General features: G+C 66.2%; 20 protein-coding genes and 2 pseudogenes. 7 read left to right on the top strand and 15 right to left on the bottom strand.

What is annotated here, in order from left to right; translation table 11 throughout:
• The first annotated feature begins 28 nt into the window (after positions 1-28).
• From ABDC78_RS22435 to ABDC78_RS22455, 5 genes and pseudogenes are all read left to right on the top strand, one after another.
• Positions 29-991, top strand: coding sequence for a CPBP family intramembrane glutamic endopeptidase (locus ABDC78_RS22435; protein ID WP_178358285.1), 963 nt, complete (start codon positions 29-31; stop codon positions 989-991).
• On the top strand, positions 919-1,641 hold the full coding sequence (locus ABDC78_RS22440; RefSeq protein ID WP_347133195.1) for a hypothetical protein: 723 nt from the start codon (positions 919-921) through the stop codon (positions 1,639-1,641). Before ABDC78_RS22435 ends, ABDC78_RS22440 begins: the two co-directional genes overlap by 73 nt.
• Before the next feature lie 867 nt (positions 1,642-2,508).
• Positions 2,509-3,321: an integrase core domain-containing protein gene (locus ABDC78_RS22445; RefSeq protein ID WP_178358283.1), complete on the top strand. Its 813-nt coding sequence runs from the start codon at positions 2,509-2,511 to the stop codon at positions 3,319-3,321.
• A pseudogene (locus ABDC78_RS22450) lies at positions 3,318-4,034 on the top strand (DUF222 domain-containing protein); the annotation flags it as partial. The gene ABDC78_RS22445 and the pseudogene ABDC78_RS22450, both read left to right, overlap by 4 nt.
• 41 nt (positions 4,035-4,075) lie before the next feature.
• The gene (locus ABDC78_RS22455; protein ID WP_178358281.1) at positions 4,076-5,533 is read left to right on the top strand and encodes a recombinase family protein; all 1,458 of its coding nucleotides are present in this window, start codon (positions 4,076-4,078) and stop codon (positions 5,531-5,533) included.
• Between the two features lie 67 nt (positions 5,534-5,600).
• Here the strand turns inward: ABDC78_RS22455 and ABDC78_RS22460 are convergent, their stop codons facing one another.
• From ABDC78_RS22460 to ABDC78_RS22505, 10 genes are all read right to left on the bottom strand, one after another.
• Positions 5,601-5,744 carry a hypothetical protein gene (locus ABDC78_RS22460; RefSeq protein WP_178358280.1) on the bottom strand — a complete coding sequence of 48 codons (144 nt, stop codon included), beginning with the start codon at positions 5,742-5,744 and terminating at the stop codon, positions 5,601-5,603.
• A 676-nt stretch (positions 5,745-6,420) separates the two neighbouring features.
• A complete protein-coding gene (locus ABDC78_RS22465) occupies positions 6,421-6,747 on the bottom strand; it encodes a hypothetical protein (protein ID WP_178360549.1) in 327 nt (108 codons plus the stop codon).
• The gene (locus tag ABDC78_RS22470; RefSeq protein ID WP_178360550.1) at positions 6,744-7,115 is read right to left on the bottom strand and encodes an HNH endonuclease signature motif containing protein; all 372 of its coding nucleotides are present in this window, start codon (positions 7,113-7,115) and stop codon (positions 6,744-6,746) included. Before ABDC78_RS22470 ends, ABDC78_RS22465 begins: the two co-directional genes overlap by 4 nt.
• A 3-nt stretch (positions 7,116-7,118) precedes the next feature.
• Positions 7,119-7,454: a hypothetical protein gene (locus ABDC78_RS22475; protein WP_178360551.1), complete on the bottom strand. Its 336-nt coding sequence runs from the start codon at positions 7,452-7,454 to the stop codon at positions 7,119-7,121.
• A 168-nt stretch (positions 7,455-7,622) separates the two neighbouring features.
• Complete coding sequence (locus tag ABDC78_RS22480) at positions 7,623-8,480, bottom strand: phage major capsid protein (RefSeq protein ID WP_178360552.1); 858 nt, start codon at positions 8,478-8,480, stop codon at positions 7,623-7,625.
• Between the two features lie 371 nt (positions 8,481-8,851).
• Entirely contained in the window at positions 8,852-9,412 is a 561-nt protein-coding gene (locus ABDC78_RS22485; protein ID WP_178360553.1) for a hypothetical protein, read from the bottom strand.
• Positions 9,413-9,416: 4 nt separating this feature from the next.
• Positions 9,417-9,641, bottom strand: a complete 225-nt coding sequence (locus ABDC78_RS22490) for a hypothetical protein (protein ID WP_178360554.1) — start codon at positions 9,639-9,641, stop codon at positions 9,417-9,419.
• A 320-nt stretch (positions 9,642-9,961) separates the two neighbouring features.
• Positions 9,962-10,261, bottom strand: a complete 300-nt coding sequence (locus ABDC78_RS22495; RefSeq protein ID WP_178360555.1) for a hypothetical protein — start codon at positions 10,259-10,261, stop codon at positions 9,962-9,964.
• Between the two features lie 216 nt (positions 10,262-10,477).
• Positions 10,478-11,536, bottom strand: coding sequence for an AAA family ATPase (locus ABDC78_RS22500; protein ID WP_347133196.1), 1,059 nt, complete (start codon positions 11,534-11,536; stop codon positions 10,478-10,480).
• The gene (locus ABDC78_RS22505) at positions 11,533-11,895 is read right to left on the bottom strand and encodes a hypothetical protein (protein WP_218621153.1); all 363 of its coding nucleotides are present in this window, start codon (positions 11,893-11,895) and stop codon (positions 11,533-11,535) included. The genes ABDC78_RS22500 and ABDC78_RS22505 overlap by 4 nt, the downstream gene beginning before the upstream one ends.
• A gap of 587 nt (positions 11,896-12,482) precedes the next feature.
• On the opposite strand from ABDC78_RS22505, the pseudogene ABDC78_RS22510 reads away from it, so the two are divergent.
• Positions 12,483-13,322, top strand: a pseudogene (locus ABDC78_RS22510) (DUF222 domain-containing protein); the annotation flags it as partial.
• A gap of 71 nt (positions 13,323-13,393) precedes the next feature.
• Here ABDC78_RS22510 and ABDC78_RS22515 read toward each other — a convergent pair.
• The 5 genes from ABDC78_RS22515 to ABDC78_RS22535 all read right to left on the bottom strand — a co-directional run bounded on the left by ABDC78_RS22515 (position 13,394) and on the right by ABDC78_RS22535 (position 16,531).
• Entirely contained in the window at positions 13,394-14,128 is a 735-nt protein-coding gene (locus ABDC78_RS22515; RefSeq protein WP_178360556.1) for an alpha/beta hydrolase, read from the bottom strand.
• A gap of 162 nt (positions 14,129-14,290) precedes the next feature.
• The gene (gene rnhA / locus ABDC78_RS22520; RefSeq protein ID WP_178360557.1) at positions 14,291-14,773 is read right to left on the bottom strand and encodes a ribonuclease HI; all 483 of its coding nucleotides are present in this window, start codon (positions 14,771-14,773) and stop codon (positions 14,291-14,293) included.
• A gap of 4 nt (positions 14,774-14,777) precedes the next feature.
• Positions 14,778-14,966: a helix-hairpin-helix domain-containing protein gene (locus ABDC78_RS22525; protein WP_178360558.1), complete on the bottom strand. Its 189-nt coding sequence runs from the start codon at positions 14,964-14,966 to the stop codon at positions 14,778-14,780.
• A 34-nt stretch (positions 14,967-15,000) separates the two neighbouring features.
• Complete coding sequence (locus ABDC78_RS22530) at positions 15,001-15,633, bottom strand: glyoxalase (protein WP_178360559.1); 633 nt, start codon at positions 15,631-15,633, stop codon at positions 15,001-15,003.
• A gap of 7 nt (positions 15,634-15,640) precedes the next feature.
• Complete coding sequence (locus ABDC78_RS22535) at positions 15,641-16,531, bottom strand: helix-turn-helix transcriptional regulator (RefSeq protein WP_178360560.1); 891 nt, start codon at positions 16,529-16,531, stop codon at positions 15,641-15,643.
• Between the two features lie 100 nt (positions 16,532-16,631).
• Here ABDC78_RS22535 and ABDC78_RS22540 point away from each other — a divergent pair, with 100 nt between their 5' ends.
• Positions 16,632-17,618: an aldo/keto reductase gene (locus tag ABDC78_RS22540; protein ID WP_178360561.1), complete on the top strand. Its 987-nt coding sequence runs from the start codon at positions 16,632-16,634 to the stop codon at positions 17,616-17,618.
• Position 17,619 lies beyond the last annotated feature (1 nt).

The following is a 17,619-nucleotide window of genomic DNA, read 5'->3' on the forward strand; positions in this document are numbered from 1 at the left end:
ACAACGCCGATTATCGAAGGAACCGACAATGAACACCATCACCCAGCGCTTGATCATGCGGGGCGCTGATCCCGCACCGACGCCGCCGGTCCCGGCCGGCGTCGAATACCACCGCGTGTACGCGGAAGCGCGTCGTGGCATCCTGCGTGGCATCGTGGCGATCGCGTTGCTGATGATCGGGTTGATCGGCTTCGCAGTGCTTCTGGATGCGTTATCGGTGATCGTCGACCGGGAGTTGTTCGGTCGTTCCGGTACCTCGACACCGTTGAAGCAGGCAGCCGGCGCGTTGTCGTTGGCCTTGTTGATCCCGTACTGCATGCTGTTGCAACGTGTGCTTTACGGCGTGCCGCCGGGGTCGTTGCACTCCGTGGCGGGGCGCTTCCGGTACGGAGTGTTCGGTCGAGCACTGCTTGTGTTCGGACCCTTGGTGTTGATCGCGGTCGCGGTCGCCGTCGTTGTTCTGGATGAAAGCGGCAGCGTGCCGTGGTCGACTGCGGATCTTGTGGCGTTCTTCGTCATCGGCATGGTGCTTACCCCCCTTGCTGCTGCGGGCGAGGAATATGGTTTCCGCGGCTTGATGTTTCGTGTATTCGGTAGCTGGACGCCGAGCGCGCGCTCTGGCGCGATCCTCGGCATTGTCGCCACGACTGTGCTGTTTTCGCTCGCACACGGCACGCTCGATCCGTACCTGCTGACGTCGTACCTGGTGTTGTTCTCGTCGATGGCGATCGTGACCTGGCGCACCGGCGGCCTCGAGGTCGCGGTCGTCCTCCACGGTGTCTACAACGTTGCGTTCCTCGTGCTCGGCACGACCTTGCACCTCGACATCGGCGCCCAGTCGGCGAATCGGGGTGACGCGGTCGGCTCGATGGCGAACCTGGTGCCCAGCGCGGCGTTGGTCGTCATCACCGCGACTGTGTGGTGGATGACCCGCACCAGCGGGCCTGCGCGCACGCCTTCGGCCCACCCGGCGGCTGGGCGGGAGCAGTGAACTTGAGCTGGAACGAACGTCGGCTCGCCAAGCGTGTGAAGCCAGGTGACGGGCGCCCGCTCAAGCCCTTCCGTTGGTGGCAGCTGACGCGGCGCTCGGTCATGTCGATCGCGCTCCCGGTTGACGGCCGACAGGTCATGCACACGATCGAGGTGAAGCACGGTGGCGACGCTGAAACAGGCGTCGTCAAGGCGGGGCTCTACCTTGATGGGCAGCTCCGGGCGCAGTCGAAAGTTCCCGCTCGATTCCCTGTCACGCATGGCCACGTCGAGGTCCGCACCAGCAAGGTAGGCCTACGACGCTGTCACTTCGTTGCCCACGACGGCACTGAGCGGCGTCTCGTGCCCGATCCGAAGTCCGCTGAGGGGCGGCGTATGCGTTTCGCACACGTGCATCCGCTCGCGAGTGGAATCATCAGTGCGGTCTCGGTGCTCATGCTGCTCATCGGAGTAGGACTCAACATGCTGCAGGCCGCAGAGCCGATCTCCGAGATTCCCCTCATTGCAGACATATTCGGCCCCTTCGAATCGCCCTTGCATCTTCCGGTGTGGCTCAACCTCGCGTTGGGATTCGGCGCGGTGGTCGGCGCAATGGAACGGGCAACGCACATGCGCCACCACTGGCTGCTCGACGGAGGTGCCGGCACCTGACACCCGCAGACAGCCCGCTGCCGCCGGTGCGAAGATCATCATCATCGACCTACACGGCGAGGTCCTCGCCGACCACACCCGACCTGCACCCGGCACCAAATACGTAGCCAACGGCCGACCCCGCGGCCTACGCCCGAAAACCAGGCAACCGTCACCGAAGTCCTGATACACCAACTGTCACCGATGTCCTGACGCAGAACTGTCACCGATGTCCTGAAACATCACAGCCCTGATTGTCATGTCACTTGGATGTGTTGTGTCACTTCAGTTTCAGCAGTCACATCGACCGGATTTGTCGGTGGTCGAATGTATGTTCGAAGTATGTCGGTCCACTGACTCAAACTTTCTGTCAGGGTCGCGCTATTCACAGCGGGCCGTCGAGGAGGTTGAGTGGGTCATGGTCCGATCACGACGAACGAAGATCCCGGCCGCGGAGAAGACGCGGCTGGTGCTAGCGGTACTCGCAGGAGAAATGACCGGTGCGGAGGCCGCCCGACGGTGCGGGGTGGCCTCGACTCAGGTGACGAAATGGAAGCACCAGTTCCTCGAGGCCGGTGCGCAGCGAATGGAGGAAGTGCCTAGTGGGCACGCCGGGCGCGCCGGCACCCCTGAGCAGCGTCGGCTCCGGCAGGAAAACGAGGAGCTCAAACTAGCGCTGGCCGAGGCCACAGTGCAGCTGCGCATCTGGCAGCGCGGGGCAGCGTGGGCTGACCAAGTCCCTTCACGGACCTCGAAACCCTAAGAGAGGCAGCGGGGCTGCCGGTTTCGAGGTTCGCGCCGCTGGCCGGTATCCCGGAGCGGACCTATCGACGCCGGCTGGCACGTCTGCGTGCCGGCGATCCAGCCAAGGGTCCGTGGCCGGCGCCGGTGGTCGATCGCATCGAATCGATCGCCGCCAAGTACGCCGAAGAATGGCCGGCCTGGGGCTACCGCAAGATCGCCGCACTGATGCGTGCCGATGGCCATGAGGTCACCAATTCCTCGGTGCAGCGAGCACTACGACGGCGCGGCCTGCTCCTGCCCCAAGGCTTCCGGGCTGATCGAAAGTCCTGGGCCGCGCTGCGCCGCCAGGTATTTCATCATCCGCCCACAGAGCGCAACCGGGTCTGGCAGACCGACTTCTCCGAGTTCGAAACCGCTCACGGCGGAATCTGGAGGATCAGCGCGGTCATCGACTACGTCACCAAGTACTGCCTGGCCATCACCGTCAGTCCCACCGGACGTGGCCGCGACGCCGTGCACTGCGTACGCCTGGCGATCGAGGAAGCCACCACAGTGCTCAACCTCGCCGATCTGCGACTCGACCGAGGAGAAATGGATGTACTCGATGCCGAAGAAAACATCATCGGCCACGCACCCGCTCCCATCGCCCTGGTCTCGGACAACGGACCCTGCTACCGCGGGAAAGACTTTCAAACGCTGTTCACCGGCTCTGATCCAGTCCTGCGCCATATCCGCACCCGGATCAAGACGCCACAAACAAACGGCGTCATCGAGCGCTTCTTCGGAACCCTGAAATACGAGCACCTGTTCCGCGGCTACATCGGCGACGGCGACGCCCTCGACATGGAAGCCCACCGCTTCCGCATCATCTACAACACCATCCGACCCCACCAAGCACTGGCAGACCGCACACCCAAACAGGCCTACCTCGACACCAAAAACCTGCCAACTTCTTGACTCAAGACACGGGGACGGGTTTGCAGGAGGCGGTGACCGCGTTGCGGGCCGCTTTCGACGCGGTCGCCGCTTGCGATATCGACCTGCTGACCCGCGCGGAGCTGATCGGGCCCCTCGACGATCTGCAGACCCTGACCTGTCAGCTCCCCAGCGTGAGTCAGCGGTTGCTGGCCCGCCTGCAGACTGAGACCACTCCGCAGCAGCTGGGCGCCAAATCCTGGAAAGACGTCCTGACCGTCCGCTGGCGCATCTCGGCTGCTGAGGCGAATCGTCGCCTGAACGAGGCCGCGGTGTTGGCGCCGCGACGCACCATCACCGGCGAACCCCTCCCCGCCGCACTGCCGGCGACCGCGGCCGCCCAAGACCTCGGGCTGATCACCAGCGAGCACGTCGCGGTGATCCGCGCCGCGGTCCGGAAACTGCCGGGTTTCGTCGACGCGGCCACCGCGGCCCAATTCGAAGTCGACCTGGTCCGCGTCGCAGTCGGGGTCGGGCCGAAGGAACTCAAGGAGACCGCCGCGCTGCGGTTGTTCCTGCTCGACCAGGACGGCCCCGAACCCGACGACACCGAACGCGCCCGCACCCGCGGGCTCTCAGCAGGGAAACAACAACGCAACGGCAACATCCCCGTCCGAGGGGAGTTGACCCCCGAAGCGTGGGCGACTCTGGAGGCGATCTTCGCCAAATACGCCGCCCCCGGCATGTGCAACCCCGTCCCCGACTTAGAACACCTAATTTCCGTAGACTGTTCTGCATGAACGACACACACACCGCAGAGGCCGTCAGCGCGGCCATCTACCTGCGCATCTCTGACGACAAGAAGGGTCTGGGCCTGGGCGTCGAGCGCCAGGAGAAGGACTGCCGTGCCCTGGCGGAGCGCCTCGGCTGGACAGTGCAGCGCGTCTACTCCGACAACGACATCAGCGCCTACAGCGGCAAACCCCGTCCCGGCTACAAGGCGATGCTGGCCGACATCAAAGCTGGGATCACCGATGCGGTGATCGCGTGGCATCCCGACCGGCTGCACCGCTCACCCAAGGAGCTGGAGACCTACATCGACGCCTGCGATCCTCGCCGGGTGCCAACGCACACCGTGCAGGCGGGCCTGTGGGATCTGTCCTCACCGGCTGGTCGCATGGTGGCCCGCCAACTGGGTGCAGTCGCACGCTACGAGTCCGAGCACAAGGCCGAGCGCGTGAAGGCCGCCCGCATCCAATCGGCCCAGAACGGGGTGTGGCACGGCGGAAAGCGGCCCTACGGCTACACCGGCGGCGTCGGCAAGAGCGGGGCCCGTGAGGCGATGCAGATCATCCCCGAGGAGGCCGCCGAGATCAGGAAGATGTGCGAGGCCATCGCTCAGGGCCAGTCACTGCGCTCGGTGGTCCACGACCTCAACGCACGTGGTGTGCTCACCTCGACCGGCCAGCAGCGGTGGCAGACCAAGACAGTGCGCGAGATGCTGATGCGACCCACCATCGCCGGGTACAGCGTTCACGCGGGCAAGGCTGTGGCCAAGGGCCATTGGGAACCCATCGTGGACGAGGAGACCTGGCAGGCTGTCGTAGACATCATCTCGAACCCGTTGCGCGCCACCGCATCCAAGGAGCGCCTGGGGCGTGGACCGGCGTGGCTAGGGTCGGGCATCTACCGGTGCGGGGGCTGCGGCGAGGGCACGATGAAGGTCGGGTCGTCGTCGGGTGGCCGCAAGAGCTACCGGTGCAAGAACCTCGGATTCGATGACCGCGCACACGTCAGCCGTGAGGCCACCCATCTCGACGCATACGTGGACGGTCTGCTGCTGGACTACCTGTCCAAGCCGGGGCGGGTGGAGAAGCTGCTGGCACGCGACGACTCGGTTGACGGGGCGAACCTGAACGCTGAATTGCGCAAGATCAACGTGAAGAAGGACGCGCTGGCCGCAGCGTATGCCAACGACGACGGCATCGATATCGGCCAATTGGCCTCGGCCAGCAGGGTTCTCGATGAACGGGCCAAAGTGATCACGTCGCAGCTCGCCGAGATCGGCCACCAGTCGCCTTTGGCACCGTTGGCGCAGGGCAACATTCGTGACTTGTGGTCGAAGCTGACGCTGCACCAGAAGCGGGCCATCCTGCGTGTCGTCGCCGCCATCACGGTCAAGCCGATGGGCCACCGTAGGCGGGGCGCTCCGCTCGGTGAGGACAGCGTGGGCGTGGAGTGGCTCGTCGGCTGAGTCCAGCCGCGCCAGGAGCACACAAGAGCCGCCGGATCACAACCGGCGGCTCTTCTGCCGTTGACGCTCAGCCGGTCTCATCGAGGCCGTCGGCCTGGACGCGGGCACCCCTGACGTAGTGCTCCTCGCCGCAGGCTGCGCAGGCGAAGACGAAGACGGTGGTCACCACGTCAACCGTCTGGAGCTGCGGGTGTGATTCGTGGACTCTCATGCCATCGACTGTAACGGATAATCAACGTGCAATTGTTTCGCGTTACCCGTTACGCCGCGTGAATACCGCTGTCCTGTAGCACTATTCACGACAACATCTCCTCACGGAGGAACTCTCCACCTCACGGAGGAACGAATAGCGCGTTCTAGCAAATCAATTCAGGTCGGTGATGTTGGCGGTGCCGCCGACAACAGCGAGCCCGTCTAACCACCGCACGCCCCGCCGCTGGCGCTGCCAAGACGCCCGACCGGCAGCACACGCTGGATGCGATTATTCGCATCCGGCTTCTTGCGCGTGCAGCACCGCTCTCCTCGGGCGTCCTGGCTGCCGTGACAACGGTGCCGGTGTCGGTACTTTGAGCAGCTAGAAGACCATCGTGCCCAAGGGGGTCAATCATCCTCTGCATCAGCTTGATTCACACACGCTGAATTGCGCCTCCCGCAGGTCAATCCGTGTGTCCGAATATCCCGAGGCGGGAAATAGGGGCGTGAACAGCCCCACCGGCCCAGAACCCAGGGAGCTGTACGGCTCCTAAACCGCAGTCCGTGCCGACAGGGCTTCGGGGGGTGGGGAGGGGTTCTCCCGGTGGGGGTGTCGTGCTGGGGCTGTGTGGGCCGTGGGGGTGCGTTCGGGGTGTCGGTGGTGTGGTGGTGTGGCCGTGTCGGTCGAGGGCTTCTCAGGGCCGCTTGGAGGCTTTCGCCTTCCTGACGACGCCTGCCGGTCCACCGGTTCGCCGGTCACCAGCGGATGTCCGCATCGGAGACCGTGCGACGTGGGCGCGGGCCAGGTCGTCGGCCCGGTGCTCGTCGCGGGCTGCGCGGCGCTTGGCCCGCTGCTCTGCAGTCGACCGAGATGCCGAGGTGAGAGCGCGCAGGGCCGGGGCGATCAGGTGGTCGTGATGCCAGTCGGGGCGCTCACGCAGGGTGTCGAGCTTATCGGCGAGCACGGACAGGTCGGCGGCGATCTTCTCGGCTGCCTGCTGCGGTGATCCGACAGCGGTCATGTTGTCCTCCTTGGTGATTGGTGGCGGGTGTTCGCGGCGTTGGTGGCGGTGCGGCGGCGGTGGCACGGGCGGCACACCGAGCGGGCGTTGTCCAGGGTGTCGGTGCCGCCGTCGGTGACCTCGATGATGTGGTCGACCTCAGTGGCCGTGCCGGTGCAGATGCCGGGGAACCGGAGCTGACACTGGTGGCCGTCGCGGGCCAGCGCCTGCGGCCTGATCACGGTGCGCCAGTGGTGGCGGTTGGTGGCCTGCGCCGAGGCGGTGCGGGGGCTCATGTTCCAGCCGATGTGCTCGGGGCAACGCTTGGCCGGTGGCCGGACCAGCTTCCGACATCCGTTGCGGCCACAGTGCTTTGGTGCTCGCGGCACGCGTCAAACCTCCTGCGCCGCAACGTGTTTGCGGTTGAGCCGCTCCACTGCGCCGTCATGCCGGTGATGACACGAGATGCACCGTGGCTCATAGTGATTCGGGTGCGTGCAGTACGGCGGGGAGATCACACGTCCGGCGGCGTTGCGGCGGCGCGGCTTCTCGCTGGGGCAGTCGCCGCTGTAGGACCAGTGCCGCGCCGGTTGGCCGCAGTCCACACACGGCTGGTCACGGGCGCTGCCGCGAGCCGACCGCAGCCGGTAGTGGATGGCGAAGTAACTGGCGTCGTCGCCACGCCAGTTCGGGTGCTGGTCGCCTGGTTTGAATCGTGGTCTCGGCATCAGCAGCTCCTCTCGGGTGCCCCGGCTCCCGGCTGAGAGGAGAAGGATCAGCCGGGGGCCGGGAGCGTTGGAGGGCACAGCCGACAGGCGCGGAGGATCAGAACGCCTCTCAGGTGCCCCGGTGCCGTGAGAGTGTTTGTCGCTCAGTTGCTCTCACAGGCGTCCGTCTTAGCTGCCGTCGGGTCCGATGTTGACGACTGAGGCGGCGTGGGGGAACGCGAAGTCGACGCGCATCGTGCAGCGCACCGCGATGGAATCGGAGCCGAAGAAGAAGGACTCATCGATGCGCAGGTCGGTGTCCCGACGCACCACGACGAACACCTTCGAGCGGTCGTAGGCCCACACCACATCGTCGTCCAGCATGGCGTCGGGTGTCGTCCACAGCCGCACTCCCAGGAGCTGGCGCTCGATGCGCTGAGTTGCGCCGGTCGCCAGGTTCGGGCTCAGCAGCGGCTCGTTGGAGCCGGTGGCCTTCTTCAGCTTCGACAGTGCCAGCACCGTGGAGGCGCTGGACACGAAACACGTTGGGGTGCCTCCGGTCTGCTCGATCAGCGAGATCGCTTCGGCGAACGCGTCAGCGTTGGCGTAGGAGCCGCCCACGACCGCGCCTGCGGTGCCGATCAGTGAGGCCAGGCCCGCCGGTCCCTTCGGGGTGCTGGCGGCAAACCAGGCGGCGTCGATCTTCTTCGCCATGTCGCGGGCCACGGACTCACCGACCAGCGCGGTGGCTTCGGGGCTGCTGTCTTCGGCCAACTCACGCGACACCTTGGTCAGGCTGGCGATCTTCTTGGGGCGGGCGACCAGCTCATCGACTGTCGGGTCGGTGAGGGTGATGTCCTCGCCCTCCAGGTACCAGGCTGTTCCCGCGTCGTCGGTGACGACCGGAAACCGGAATTCGCTTGAGCTGGTGGGCACTACGGTCGCTGTCTGCATGGCAACCGACTGCTCTTGCGTCGGCTGCACGACGAGGGCGTGGACTTCCTCGGGCGTGAGAATCCCGGCAGCGGAAGTGGAGAGGAACGACATGGGTGGGCCTCCGGTGAATCGGACCCACGGTCGGGTCCGTTGTGTGATTCACGCGAGGCCACGGGCCGGTCGCGGTGCCCACCGGGGGCATTCGTGTCAGCCGGTCGGCACCAGGCCGGTGATCGGGTGACGGGTCTCAGTGTGCGGCAACGGTGCTCGAAAGCGCAAGGGCGACACCAAACGGCCCTTAGCGCCAACGGCTTTCGCCGCATGCTCGACCGACTTCCTTTGACGCTCAGTAACCTGTCGCGAATTTGCGACAGGTTTCTCCTGCCCGACCCTCGGCCTGCCGCCGACCCTCTTGGCTGCAGCCTCGGCGTACAGCGGCTCCAATTCGGCTGCCACACCATTGCCCTTTGGCAACCGCCAGATCAGCCGTCCTGTGCGCCGCTTCGGAAGCGGGTGAACGCATCCGACCACGTCGTCGCGGGTTGGTCGCCGGACGTGTCCGGCTTCCCGGCGCTGGTGACCATCGACGCGGGCGCTGCGGCGCTGCGGCACCAGTGCGGGCGGGTCTGAGCGAGATCGCGTACTGCTTGCGCGACGCGGGCCGGGTCGACCTGTCCGGCGTCATTGAGCAGCGAATCGAGCGCGACACCGCCTGCCCACACATCGCTGCCGTCAATCAGTCGCGAGCTGGCGAGGCGTTCGACCTCGGCGCGGTGGTATCCCTCGACCTGTGTGAGGAGCCGGTCGCGTTCAGCCTCGGTGTCGCGGAGCTGGCGGCGATACTTCGCGGCTTCGCGGTCAGCCTTCGGGGCGTCGGAATCCTCTGAGCGGGAATCTGTTTCGGCCTCGTCACTGTCGGGGTCGGCGACGGGGTCAGAACTCGAGCCTGCCCCCTCGGAAGCTGTTGCGGCAGAGTCTATTTCGCCGCTCAGCAGTTCGCCGGCGTTTTCGGAATCTGTTGCGGTGTCGGTGTTTACGGTCATTGTGTTAGAGCCTTCCTGTGATCACACGGTGTGAGAGGTCGTAGGTTTCGAGCAGGTCGTAGGCGTTGGCGCGGGCGGCGTCGCATCGCAGCCGGGGCTCGATGCTCAGACCGATGCGGCACAGCCCCAGCGCGATACCGCGAACCTCGGGGTCGTCGGGCAGCAGCGCCAGGGCGTCCTCGATGGCGGCGTCGTCACGGTCGATGCATCCCAGCCATAGGAGCGTCATCGCGATCCTCGTGGAGAGCGGTGTCGCGGCCCGCAGTCCGGCACGCCTCGATGTAGGTGGCGCGGCGTTCCTGGGCGATGCGGGTGGGGTCGGCGGTTGGCCGTTGGTCGATGACATTTCGGTTCCTCACAATTCGGTCGGACGGGGATTCGATGTGCAGGCCGCTGCACGGGGTGCAGGGCGCTTGTCTGAGGTGGCGGGTGCCGCCGGGGCGGTGGTTGTGGAACCCCCGGCACAGTGGACACCGGATGCGCCACAGGGTGGCGACTGAGCCGTCGGGCAGCACCCATGCGGTGATACCAGTGACGGTCGCCGTGGGGTCACGTCGTCGGGCCACCTTCGTCCTCCTCCTGGGCGGCCAGCGCGGCCTGCAGGTGCCGCAGGTTGGCCTCCACGTCGAAGTTGTGCTCGGCGGCTGCCTGGTCGGCGAACTGGTTACCCAGGAACAGCAGCGCCGCGATGACGAAGCTCATTCGGTGCTCGCCGTCGGCCTCGTCCAGCACCATGGCGATGCCGGACGCGTCCTTGTTGCGGTGGAGCAGCATGCACTCGATGGCGCGTCTGAGGTCCGCAGGCTTGGGCATCTCCAGCGCTTGCGGATCAAATGCATTGTCAGACATGTGTGTTCATCTCTCTTGTTAGTGGCCGTCCATCGAGTTCAGCCAGTTTGCGGGCGACGGCCTTGCGTCGTCGGGCCCAGATCACGGTGCGCCAGCGCAGCGCGTGGGCGCACAGCTCACACACCGGCATTGAAGGCCGGGGAGGCAGCGGGGTCGAGCAGATCTCACACGTGACGTTGGTGTAGGAGGGTGGTTGAAGTGGTTGAAGTGATGTTTTCATCGTGAGTTTTCGCCCGCTTCTACCTGTGTTTCAACCACTTCAACCACTTCAACCACCGGTCCATACAGACCTCGGCTTCGTTTGGCGATGCGTCCAGCCTCTTGAAGGCGGCGCAGGTAGTTGCCCGCCAGGTTGGCCTCGATGTCCAGATGCTCGGCCAGGTCGGCTGCCCTGGTACCTGAGGGCCTCCCGTTGATGAAAACGAGAGCATCGAGGCTTCGGTCGCCGAGGTCGCCTGCCTCCCGCCGCTTTTGGGCCGTAGTGGCGGCGTCCATCAGATCCTGGCCGTCGAGCGACCAGCGACCGTCGGTGGTGATCAAGGCGTACTCGTTCTCGGGGACATCCCTACCGGTGACGGACAGCATGGCCTCGTCGGAGTGACGGCGGCGGTTGAGGGCCAGCACGAAGTCTGCAGATCCGGCAATCCCCTGGGTGCCACTGACGGAGTCGATGAAGTCCGCGCTCTCAGCCTTACGGGTGTGATGCACCAACAACATGCACCCGCCCGCCACGTCATCGATCCGTTCCTTCAGCGCGCCTCCGATGCGGTAGTCGGCGGCGTAGGAATCCTCGTTGAGGAGCCTGGGCGGCTTCACCTTTCCAAAGGTGTCGATGATGACCAGCGGTGCCTCGTCTCGGTTCCGCCGCAGGAATTCGGCGACGCACACCAGAGCCTCGTTCGCTGAAGCTCGGGTGACCACCTCCAGCCCGTCCGGCAGCGGCTGGCCCACCATCAGGGTGCGGAACCGGCTCTGCAGGCGGCGGTGTCCGTCCTCCAATGCCATCAGCAACACAGGTCGCTGCTTCACCGGGATTGCACCCAGAGCCGACCCGCCGGACGCGCATGCCAGCGCGAAATTGGCTACCATCCATGACTTCCCGACTTTCGGTGGTGCGACGAGCAGGCCAAGACCCTCGGACAGGATGCCGGGAACCGTCCACTCCAGCGGCGGGAACTCTTGCTCATCAAGCCACGCGGCGGTCACGACACGCTCGTTGTAGAACGCCTCGGCGTCACGGGCAGCATCCATCTGCACCCAGTCGTCGTCGGTCACGCGACCTCCCCCCCGTGGTGCAGGCGTTCGGCGAGGGCTTGGTGACCGGCAGTCCACAGTGCCCGTAGCGTGGCGTCACTGAAGATCGGCATCAGTCCGCAGCATTCGAGGTGCTCGGCTGCTGCGGCGGCAGCGTCGATCTGGTTGTGGGACAGCGGCTGTCGGCGGCATCGGCACACCCACGGGTCACGGCACCCGCAGTTGAGCGGTTCGCAGCGGGCAGCGGCGAGGCGTCGACGATCCCATTCGGTGACCCCCGTGTGCGGTAGAGTCGCGAAATCTGCTGCTGTGGTGGCCGCAGGTGAGCATTGGAACCGGGCAGCCTGGGTGGGCTGCCCGGTTCGCTCTTCTATCGCCATCAGGCATCTACCTCGTGAATGATTCCCCGCAGCGTGGCGAGCTGCGCTGGAGTTGGATCAGGCGATTTAGCAACGGCTTCGGCGATTGATGCCCGCTCGACATCGGACAACGGGCCGACCGGCTGGATCATCGCGGCGACAGAGTCCAAGTCGTACAGATAATTTCGAGGTCCGACGCGCACGGCTGTGATCCAGCCCCGGTCGAGCCACGACCTCAACGTGGTGTTCGAGACGTGCGCGACCTCGCGGGCGGCGGCGGCTGGCCCCAGATTTCGGTCAGCGATAGGTGAAGACATGACAGCGGCTCCGATTCAACGAAGGAGTGAGAGTCGCACTCGCCTCGGAACTGCCCCTGCTTCTCGCCGGGCTGGCCGCGTCCCCGGGTGCTAGCCGGTGAGACGAGACTAGAACGTCGAACGCCTGTTCGTCTAGTTTCTCGACTTGAACGGTCTGTCGTGTCGCTGCCGCGTTCGGGGGAACCGGCTACGAGGAAAGCCATACGAGACCGTGTCGCCGACAGTGGTCCGACCTGGCGGTCTGCAGGTCAGGCGCTCGAGTCCACTAGGTGTCTTAAGTCGGCTATGAGGAACCCCGACGATCCCGAACCCTGCACGTCGGGAACACCGAGCCAAGCCCAGATCGACAACGACCACCGGTCGCTGGCGCAACGCCAACATGATGCGCTGGTGGTGGTCGGGCGGATCGCGTTGATGAGCGGCCTGGGCGACCTCAACGGACTCCCGGTGTCGATCATCATCCGCACCACCCTCCAAGACCTCGAAACCAGAGCCGGGGTCGGTGTCACCGGCGGTGGCACCATCATCCCGATCAAAGACGTGATCCGCCTCGGCGCCCACGCCCACCACAGCCTCGCAGTGTTCGACCGCGCCACCGGATCAGCGCTGGACCTGTTCCGCACCAAACGCATCGCCTCCCCCGCCCAGCGACTCATGCTCATCGCCCGAGACGGCGGCTGCACCAAACCGTGCTGCACCGTCGGCGCCTACGGCACCCAAGTCCACCACGTCACCGCCGACTGGTCCCACGGCGGCAACACCAACATCGACGACCTCGGCCTGGCGTGTGGACCCGACAACAGAATGGTCGGCCCCAACGGCTGGACCACCTCCATGAACGACCGCCACGAAGTTGAATGGACACCACCGGCGGGACTGGACACCGGCCAGTCGCGAATCAACTACTACCACCGCCCCGAAGCCTTGCTCCGGCCGCCTGAAGAGCCGGAACCTGAGTGCCCCGAATCGCGCGACCTCGAGTCGGCCGAACCTGATTCGGCCGACCCCGCATCGGTCACCCCTGAAAAGCTCGACCCCGAACCCATCACTCCCGAACAAATCGACCCCCAACCGAGCGACCACACCAGCGAACCCGGCGGACCCGCACCACCCGACACCCAAGCAGCCTGACAGCCAGGCACTTTGAATCGTGCACCTCCGCCCGATGGTGTGGGGCGGTGCGTGCCTGCGACGCCGAGGGCTCAGCCGTGATCGATGACCGCAGCCACCAGCGACACCACGTGGTCGAGGTCAGCCGGGGTGGTCAGGTGTCCCACCCCGGGGAAGATCCGAACATCGGCGCACATGATTCGGCGCACCGCCGGGACGAGCCGACTCGGCGGCAAGAATCGGTCATGTTCGCCGACCCCGATGACACACGGCCGCTCGGCGCGACGGGCCAGTAGTTCGATGGGCAGAGGCGGAGGCGCCAGAGTCGTTCGGCAACAACGTGCCACGAGGGTCATCCATTCGACCTCGGCCTCGGGCGGATCCTCACCGGGGGCTACGAACAATCGCAGCATGCGTCGGGTGCTTTCGGCCGTGGGACGGAGCAGCCAAAGACCCGCAGCCAGTGCCAGTTCCGGGTCCAGTCTGAGGCGGATGGCGCCGGCCGGGGAGACCAACGCCCGCGCAGTGATCCGAGGCGAGTTGGCGGCCAGCGCCACAGCTGCACCCAGTGAATTGCCCAGCAGCACAACCCCGTCGGCATCGATGGCCCCCAAGACCTCATCCAGCACTCGGCCATACCAGGCCAGCCGGCCCCGGCGAGGCCGACGCGGATCGCTGAGTCCGGGCTGACCGGGCAGATCCACCACAGTTGTCGCCCAGCGGACCGACAGTGCCTGTAGCCACGGCAGAGCGACCGCAGCGCTGAAGCCGGTGCCGGGCACCATGATGACCCGCGGCAGGCCGGCGCCCGCGGAGGTGAGTTCCACTCGGCCGACGCTGGTGTCCAGGGTCGCACTGGTAAGCGGAAAATCTGCTCGCGCCAAAGCTTCTGAACACCATTGCCGTACCGCTCGTTGACCGCTGGAGTTCTTGTATACGGTCGGCATTGCGTCAGTGTGTCCGCGGCGTCGTCGTTCGTCCAGCCCTGATCAATCGAGGCGGGTCATCGATGCGTGGAGAGCTGACGCATCGATCGCCTCCTGCATTCCCCGGGTCGCCAGGATGTCGGCCAGCTCGTTGTCAGCGACACCCGAGTGTCCCTTGACCCAGAACCACTCCACTTGGTGTCGCGCGCAAGCGATCTGGAGCCGCTTCCACAGGTCGACGTTCTTCACCGGCTGACGCGCTGCGGTCTTCCAGCCGTTGCGTTCCCAGCCGAGCACCCACTTGGTGATGCCGTTCCGGACGTAGGTGCTATCGGTGTAGAGGTGCACCACCACAGGTCGGGTGAGCGCCTCGAGCGCCATGATCGGCGCGGTCAATTCCATCCGGTTGTTGCTGGTCTCGCTCGGCTCGCCACCACACATCTCGCGGATGTGCTGGCGCTGGCGCAGCACTGCGCCCCAGCCGCCGGGCCCGGGATTGGGTCGGCACCCGCCGTCGGTGTGGATGACCACGACATCGTCGCTCATGAGCTCAGCCCGCCCGTGCCTGTCGGAGCATCTGGACAGCCTTCGGTCCGACGCCGTGAAGGGGGAGCAGCCCGTCGAGGTCTGCCGGCAGATCCGCCAGGGAGCGGTAGCCGGCGTCGATGAGCGCGCCGGTCGCGGGTCTGCCGATACGGATGCCGTCGAAGACAGGGCCGCGGTCTTCGCGTTCGCTCATGCGCCGAGGATAGGCAACGGGGCGAGCAGTCTGTTCAGCGACTCGCGGAGATCATCGCCGTCCGGACCGACATTCCGAGCTGCTGATGCCGCAGCGTGGTGATCCGGCGTCCCGGCTGCACCGCGTCCTTGACCGGCGCCGTCAGGTCACCGAAGAACGTCGCGGTGGCATCGATGTCCTCCACGACGTAGGTGATCCCCCACAGGGTGGACGGTCCCGACCCGGCCGCATCCGGTGCACCGACCACCTCGACGATCACCTCCCCGAGGCGGAAGAAGATCTGCCGGATCGGCCGCCCACCGATCTCGCCGTCGCGTTCCCGGCGGGGATGTACACCGATGGCGGCCAGCGATTCGACTGTCCGGCCCAGGTCAGGTGACATCAAGACGACGTGGTCGATCGCGGTGACACCGTTGGGGTGCGTGGCCGGGTTTGTAGGGACGGCTGGGGACGTGGTCGTCGGAACGCCGTCGACGGTGTCGACATCGTCACCCGTCGGCAGGCCGGACAACGACCAGCCGGTGAGGCCGGTCCCGCAATCACGCCCGGCCAGCCTGACCCGCACGCTGGCGACCCGGCAGACGGCATCGGGGTCGACGCTGAACCCGGCGCGTGACCAGGCTTCCACCGGGTCTGCGACGTGCAACTCGGCGACTGAGACGGTCATCAGCGGCTCAGACTACGCGGTCACCGGGGCTGCGGGCAGCGTCCGGACTGGGCCCGAAAGCAGGCTCGACAACCTCGTCCCCGACGACGGCGAGCAGGCGCAGATCCTCCAGTGCGGTGGAACCGGCGGGTGGGGTGAGGATCACCAGCCGCTGGCCGTCGGTTGTCGCCAGCACCTCGCAGTCCAGGGTGATCTGTCCGACCCTCGTCAGGAACGTCTTGCGTTGCATACGGCGGGTGGCCACTTCGTGTCGTGCCCAGAGTTCGGCGAATTCGGGGCTGCGTGCGAGCAACCCGTCGACGAGTTCACGCATGTCGGCGTCATTGGGGCGGCGGGCCCAGCCCGCCCGCAGGTCTGCCACCATCGTCCGGCTCAGCTGGTTGTGGTGTTCCGGTGGGGCGGACTGCCGCGAGCGCGGATCCGTGAACCACTGCCAACTCATGCTGGCGCGGACACCGGCCTCACGCACAAGAGGCAACGCGCTCATCAGCAGTCGGGCGAGCTCGTTCTGCGCAAGGACCACGTCGGTGTCCGAACAGACGAACGCGGCGGCGTCGCGCAACTGGTCGAGCACGAACAGCATCGCCGGCCGCACGTGGACCGAATGCCCGATGCGGTCCGGGACGGCGTGGCCGGCCAGTCGGTAGAGGTGATCGGACTCGTCGTCGGTCATGCGCAGCGCCCGCGCCAGTGCCCGCAGCATCTGCGGCGACGGCTGCGGCCCTCGTGACTGTTCCAACCTCCCGTAGTAGTCGACCGACATCCCCGTCAGCTGTGCCACCTCCTCGCGCCGGAGCCCCACCGTCCGGCGGCGAAAACCCGCAGGCAGCCCGACGTCCGCCGGTTTCAACGTCTCTCGGCGGCGCCGGAGGAACTCGGCCAGCGCTTCACGATCCATCCGGTCATTGTCGTTCAGTGCGAGAGGTTCTGGGTAGGACTGCCGATCCCTGCCTCCGCGGATCCTGGTAGCCCTGCGCGTTTCGTCCCACGCTGGTCTCATGCGAACCAAGACGATTGGAAATCTGACCACTTCGGCCATCGGCCTCGGATGCATGGGGATGTCGGGGGCCTACGGTGAATCCGACCGCGACGAGTGCATCGCCACCGTGCGCGCGGCACTCGACGCGGGGATCACGGTTCTCGACACCGGTGACTTCTATGCCATGGGGCACAACGAACTGCTGCTCGCCGAGGCGCTGCGGCCGGTTCCCCGCGAGACCTACCAACTCAGCGTGAAGTTCGGTGCCCAGGTCGACCCGGCGGGTGCCTGGGTCGGATACGACGCCCGGCCGGCCGCGCTGAAAACCGCTGCGGCGTACTCGCTGCAGCGCCTCGGCACCGACTACATCGATGTCTACCGGCCCGCGAGACTCGATCCTGCGGTGCCCATCGAGGACACCATCGGCGCGATCGGTGAGCTCGTCGATGCCGGGTACGTGCGGCACATCGGGTTGTCGGAGGTCGGATCGGAGACGATCCGTCGTGCGGCGTCCGTCAGGCCGATCAGCGACCTGCAGATCGAATACTCGCTGATGACACGCGGCGTCGAGCGCGACATCCTCGGCACCTGTCGGGATCTGGGAATCGGGGTGACCGCCTACGGTGTGCTCGCGCGCGGACTGATCGGCGGACACTGGACGAAATCGAGCGGCGGCCCGGGTGATTTCCGCACTGCGAGTCCGCGTTTCGCCGAGGCCAACCTGGACGGCAACCTGGCAATGGTCGAAACGCTGCGCGCGGTCGCCGACCAGCTCGGGGTGTCGGTGGCGCAGGCGGCGATCGCCTGGGTGGACTCGCGGGGCGCCGACGTCGTGCCGCTGGTCGGCTCGCGCACCCGGACTCGGTTGGCCGAGGCGCTCGGCGCGGTGGACGTGAGCCTGACTGCAGAGCAGTTGGCGCAGATCGAGGCGGCCGTGCCGGTTGATGCGGTAGCGGGGGACCGCTATCCCGCAGCGCACATGGCTGCGCTGGATTCCGAGCGCTGAG

The sequence above is a fragment of the Mycobacterium sp. DL genome (assembly GCF_039729195.1).
GTDB classification, from domain to species: domain Bacteria; phylum Actinomycetota; class Actinomycetes; order Mycobacteriales; family Mycobacteriaceae; genus Mycobacterium; species Mycobacterium hippocampi_A.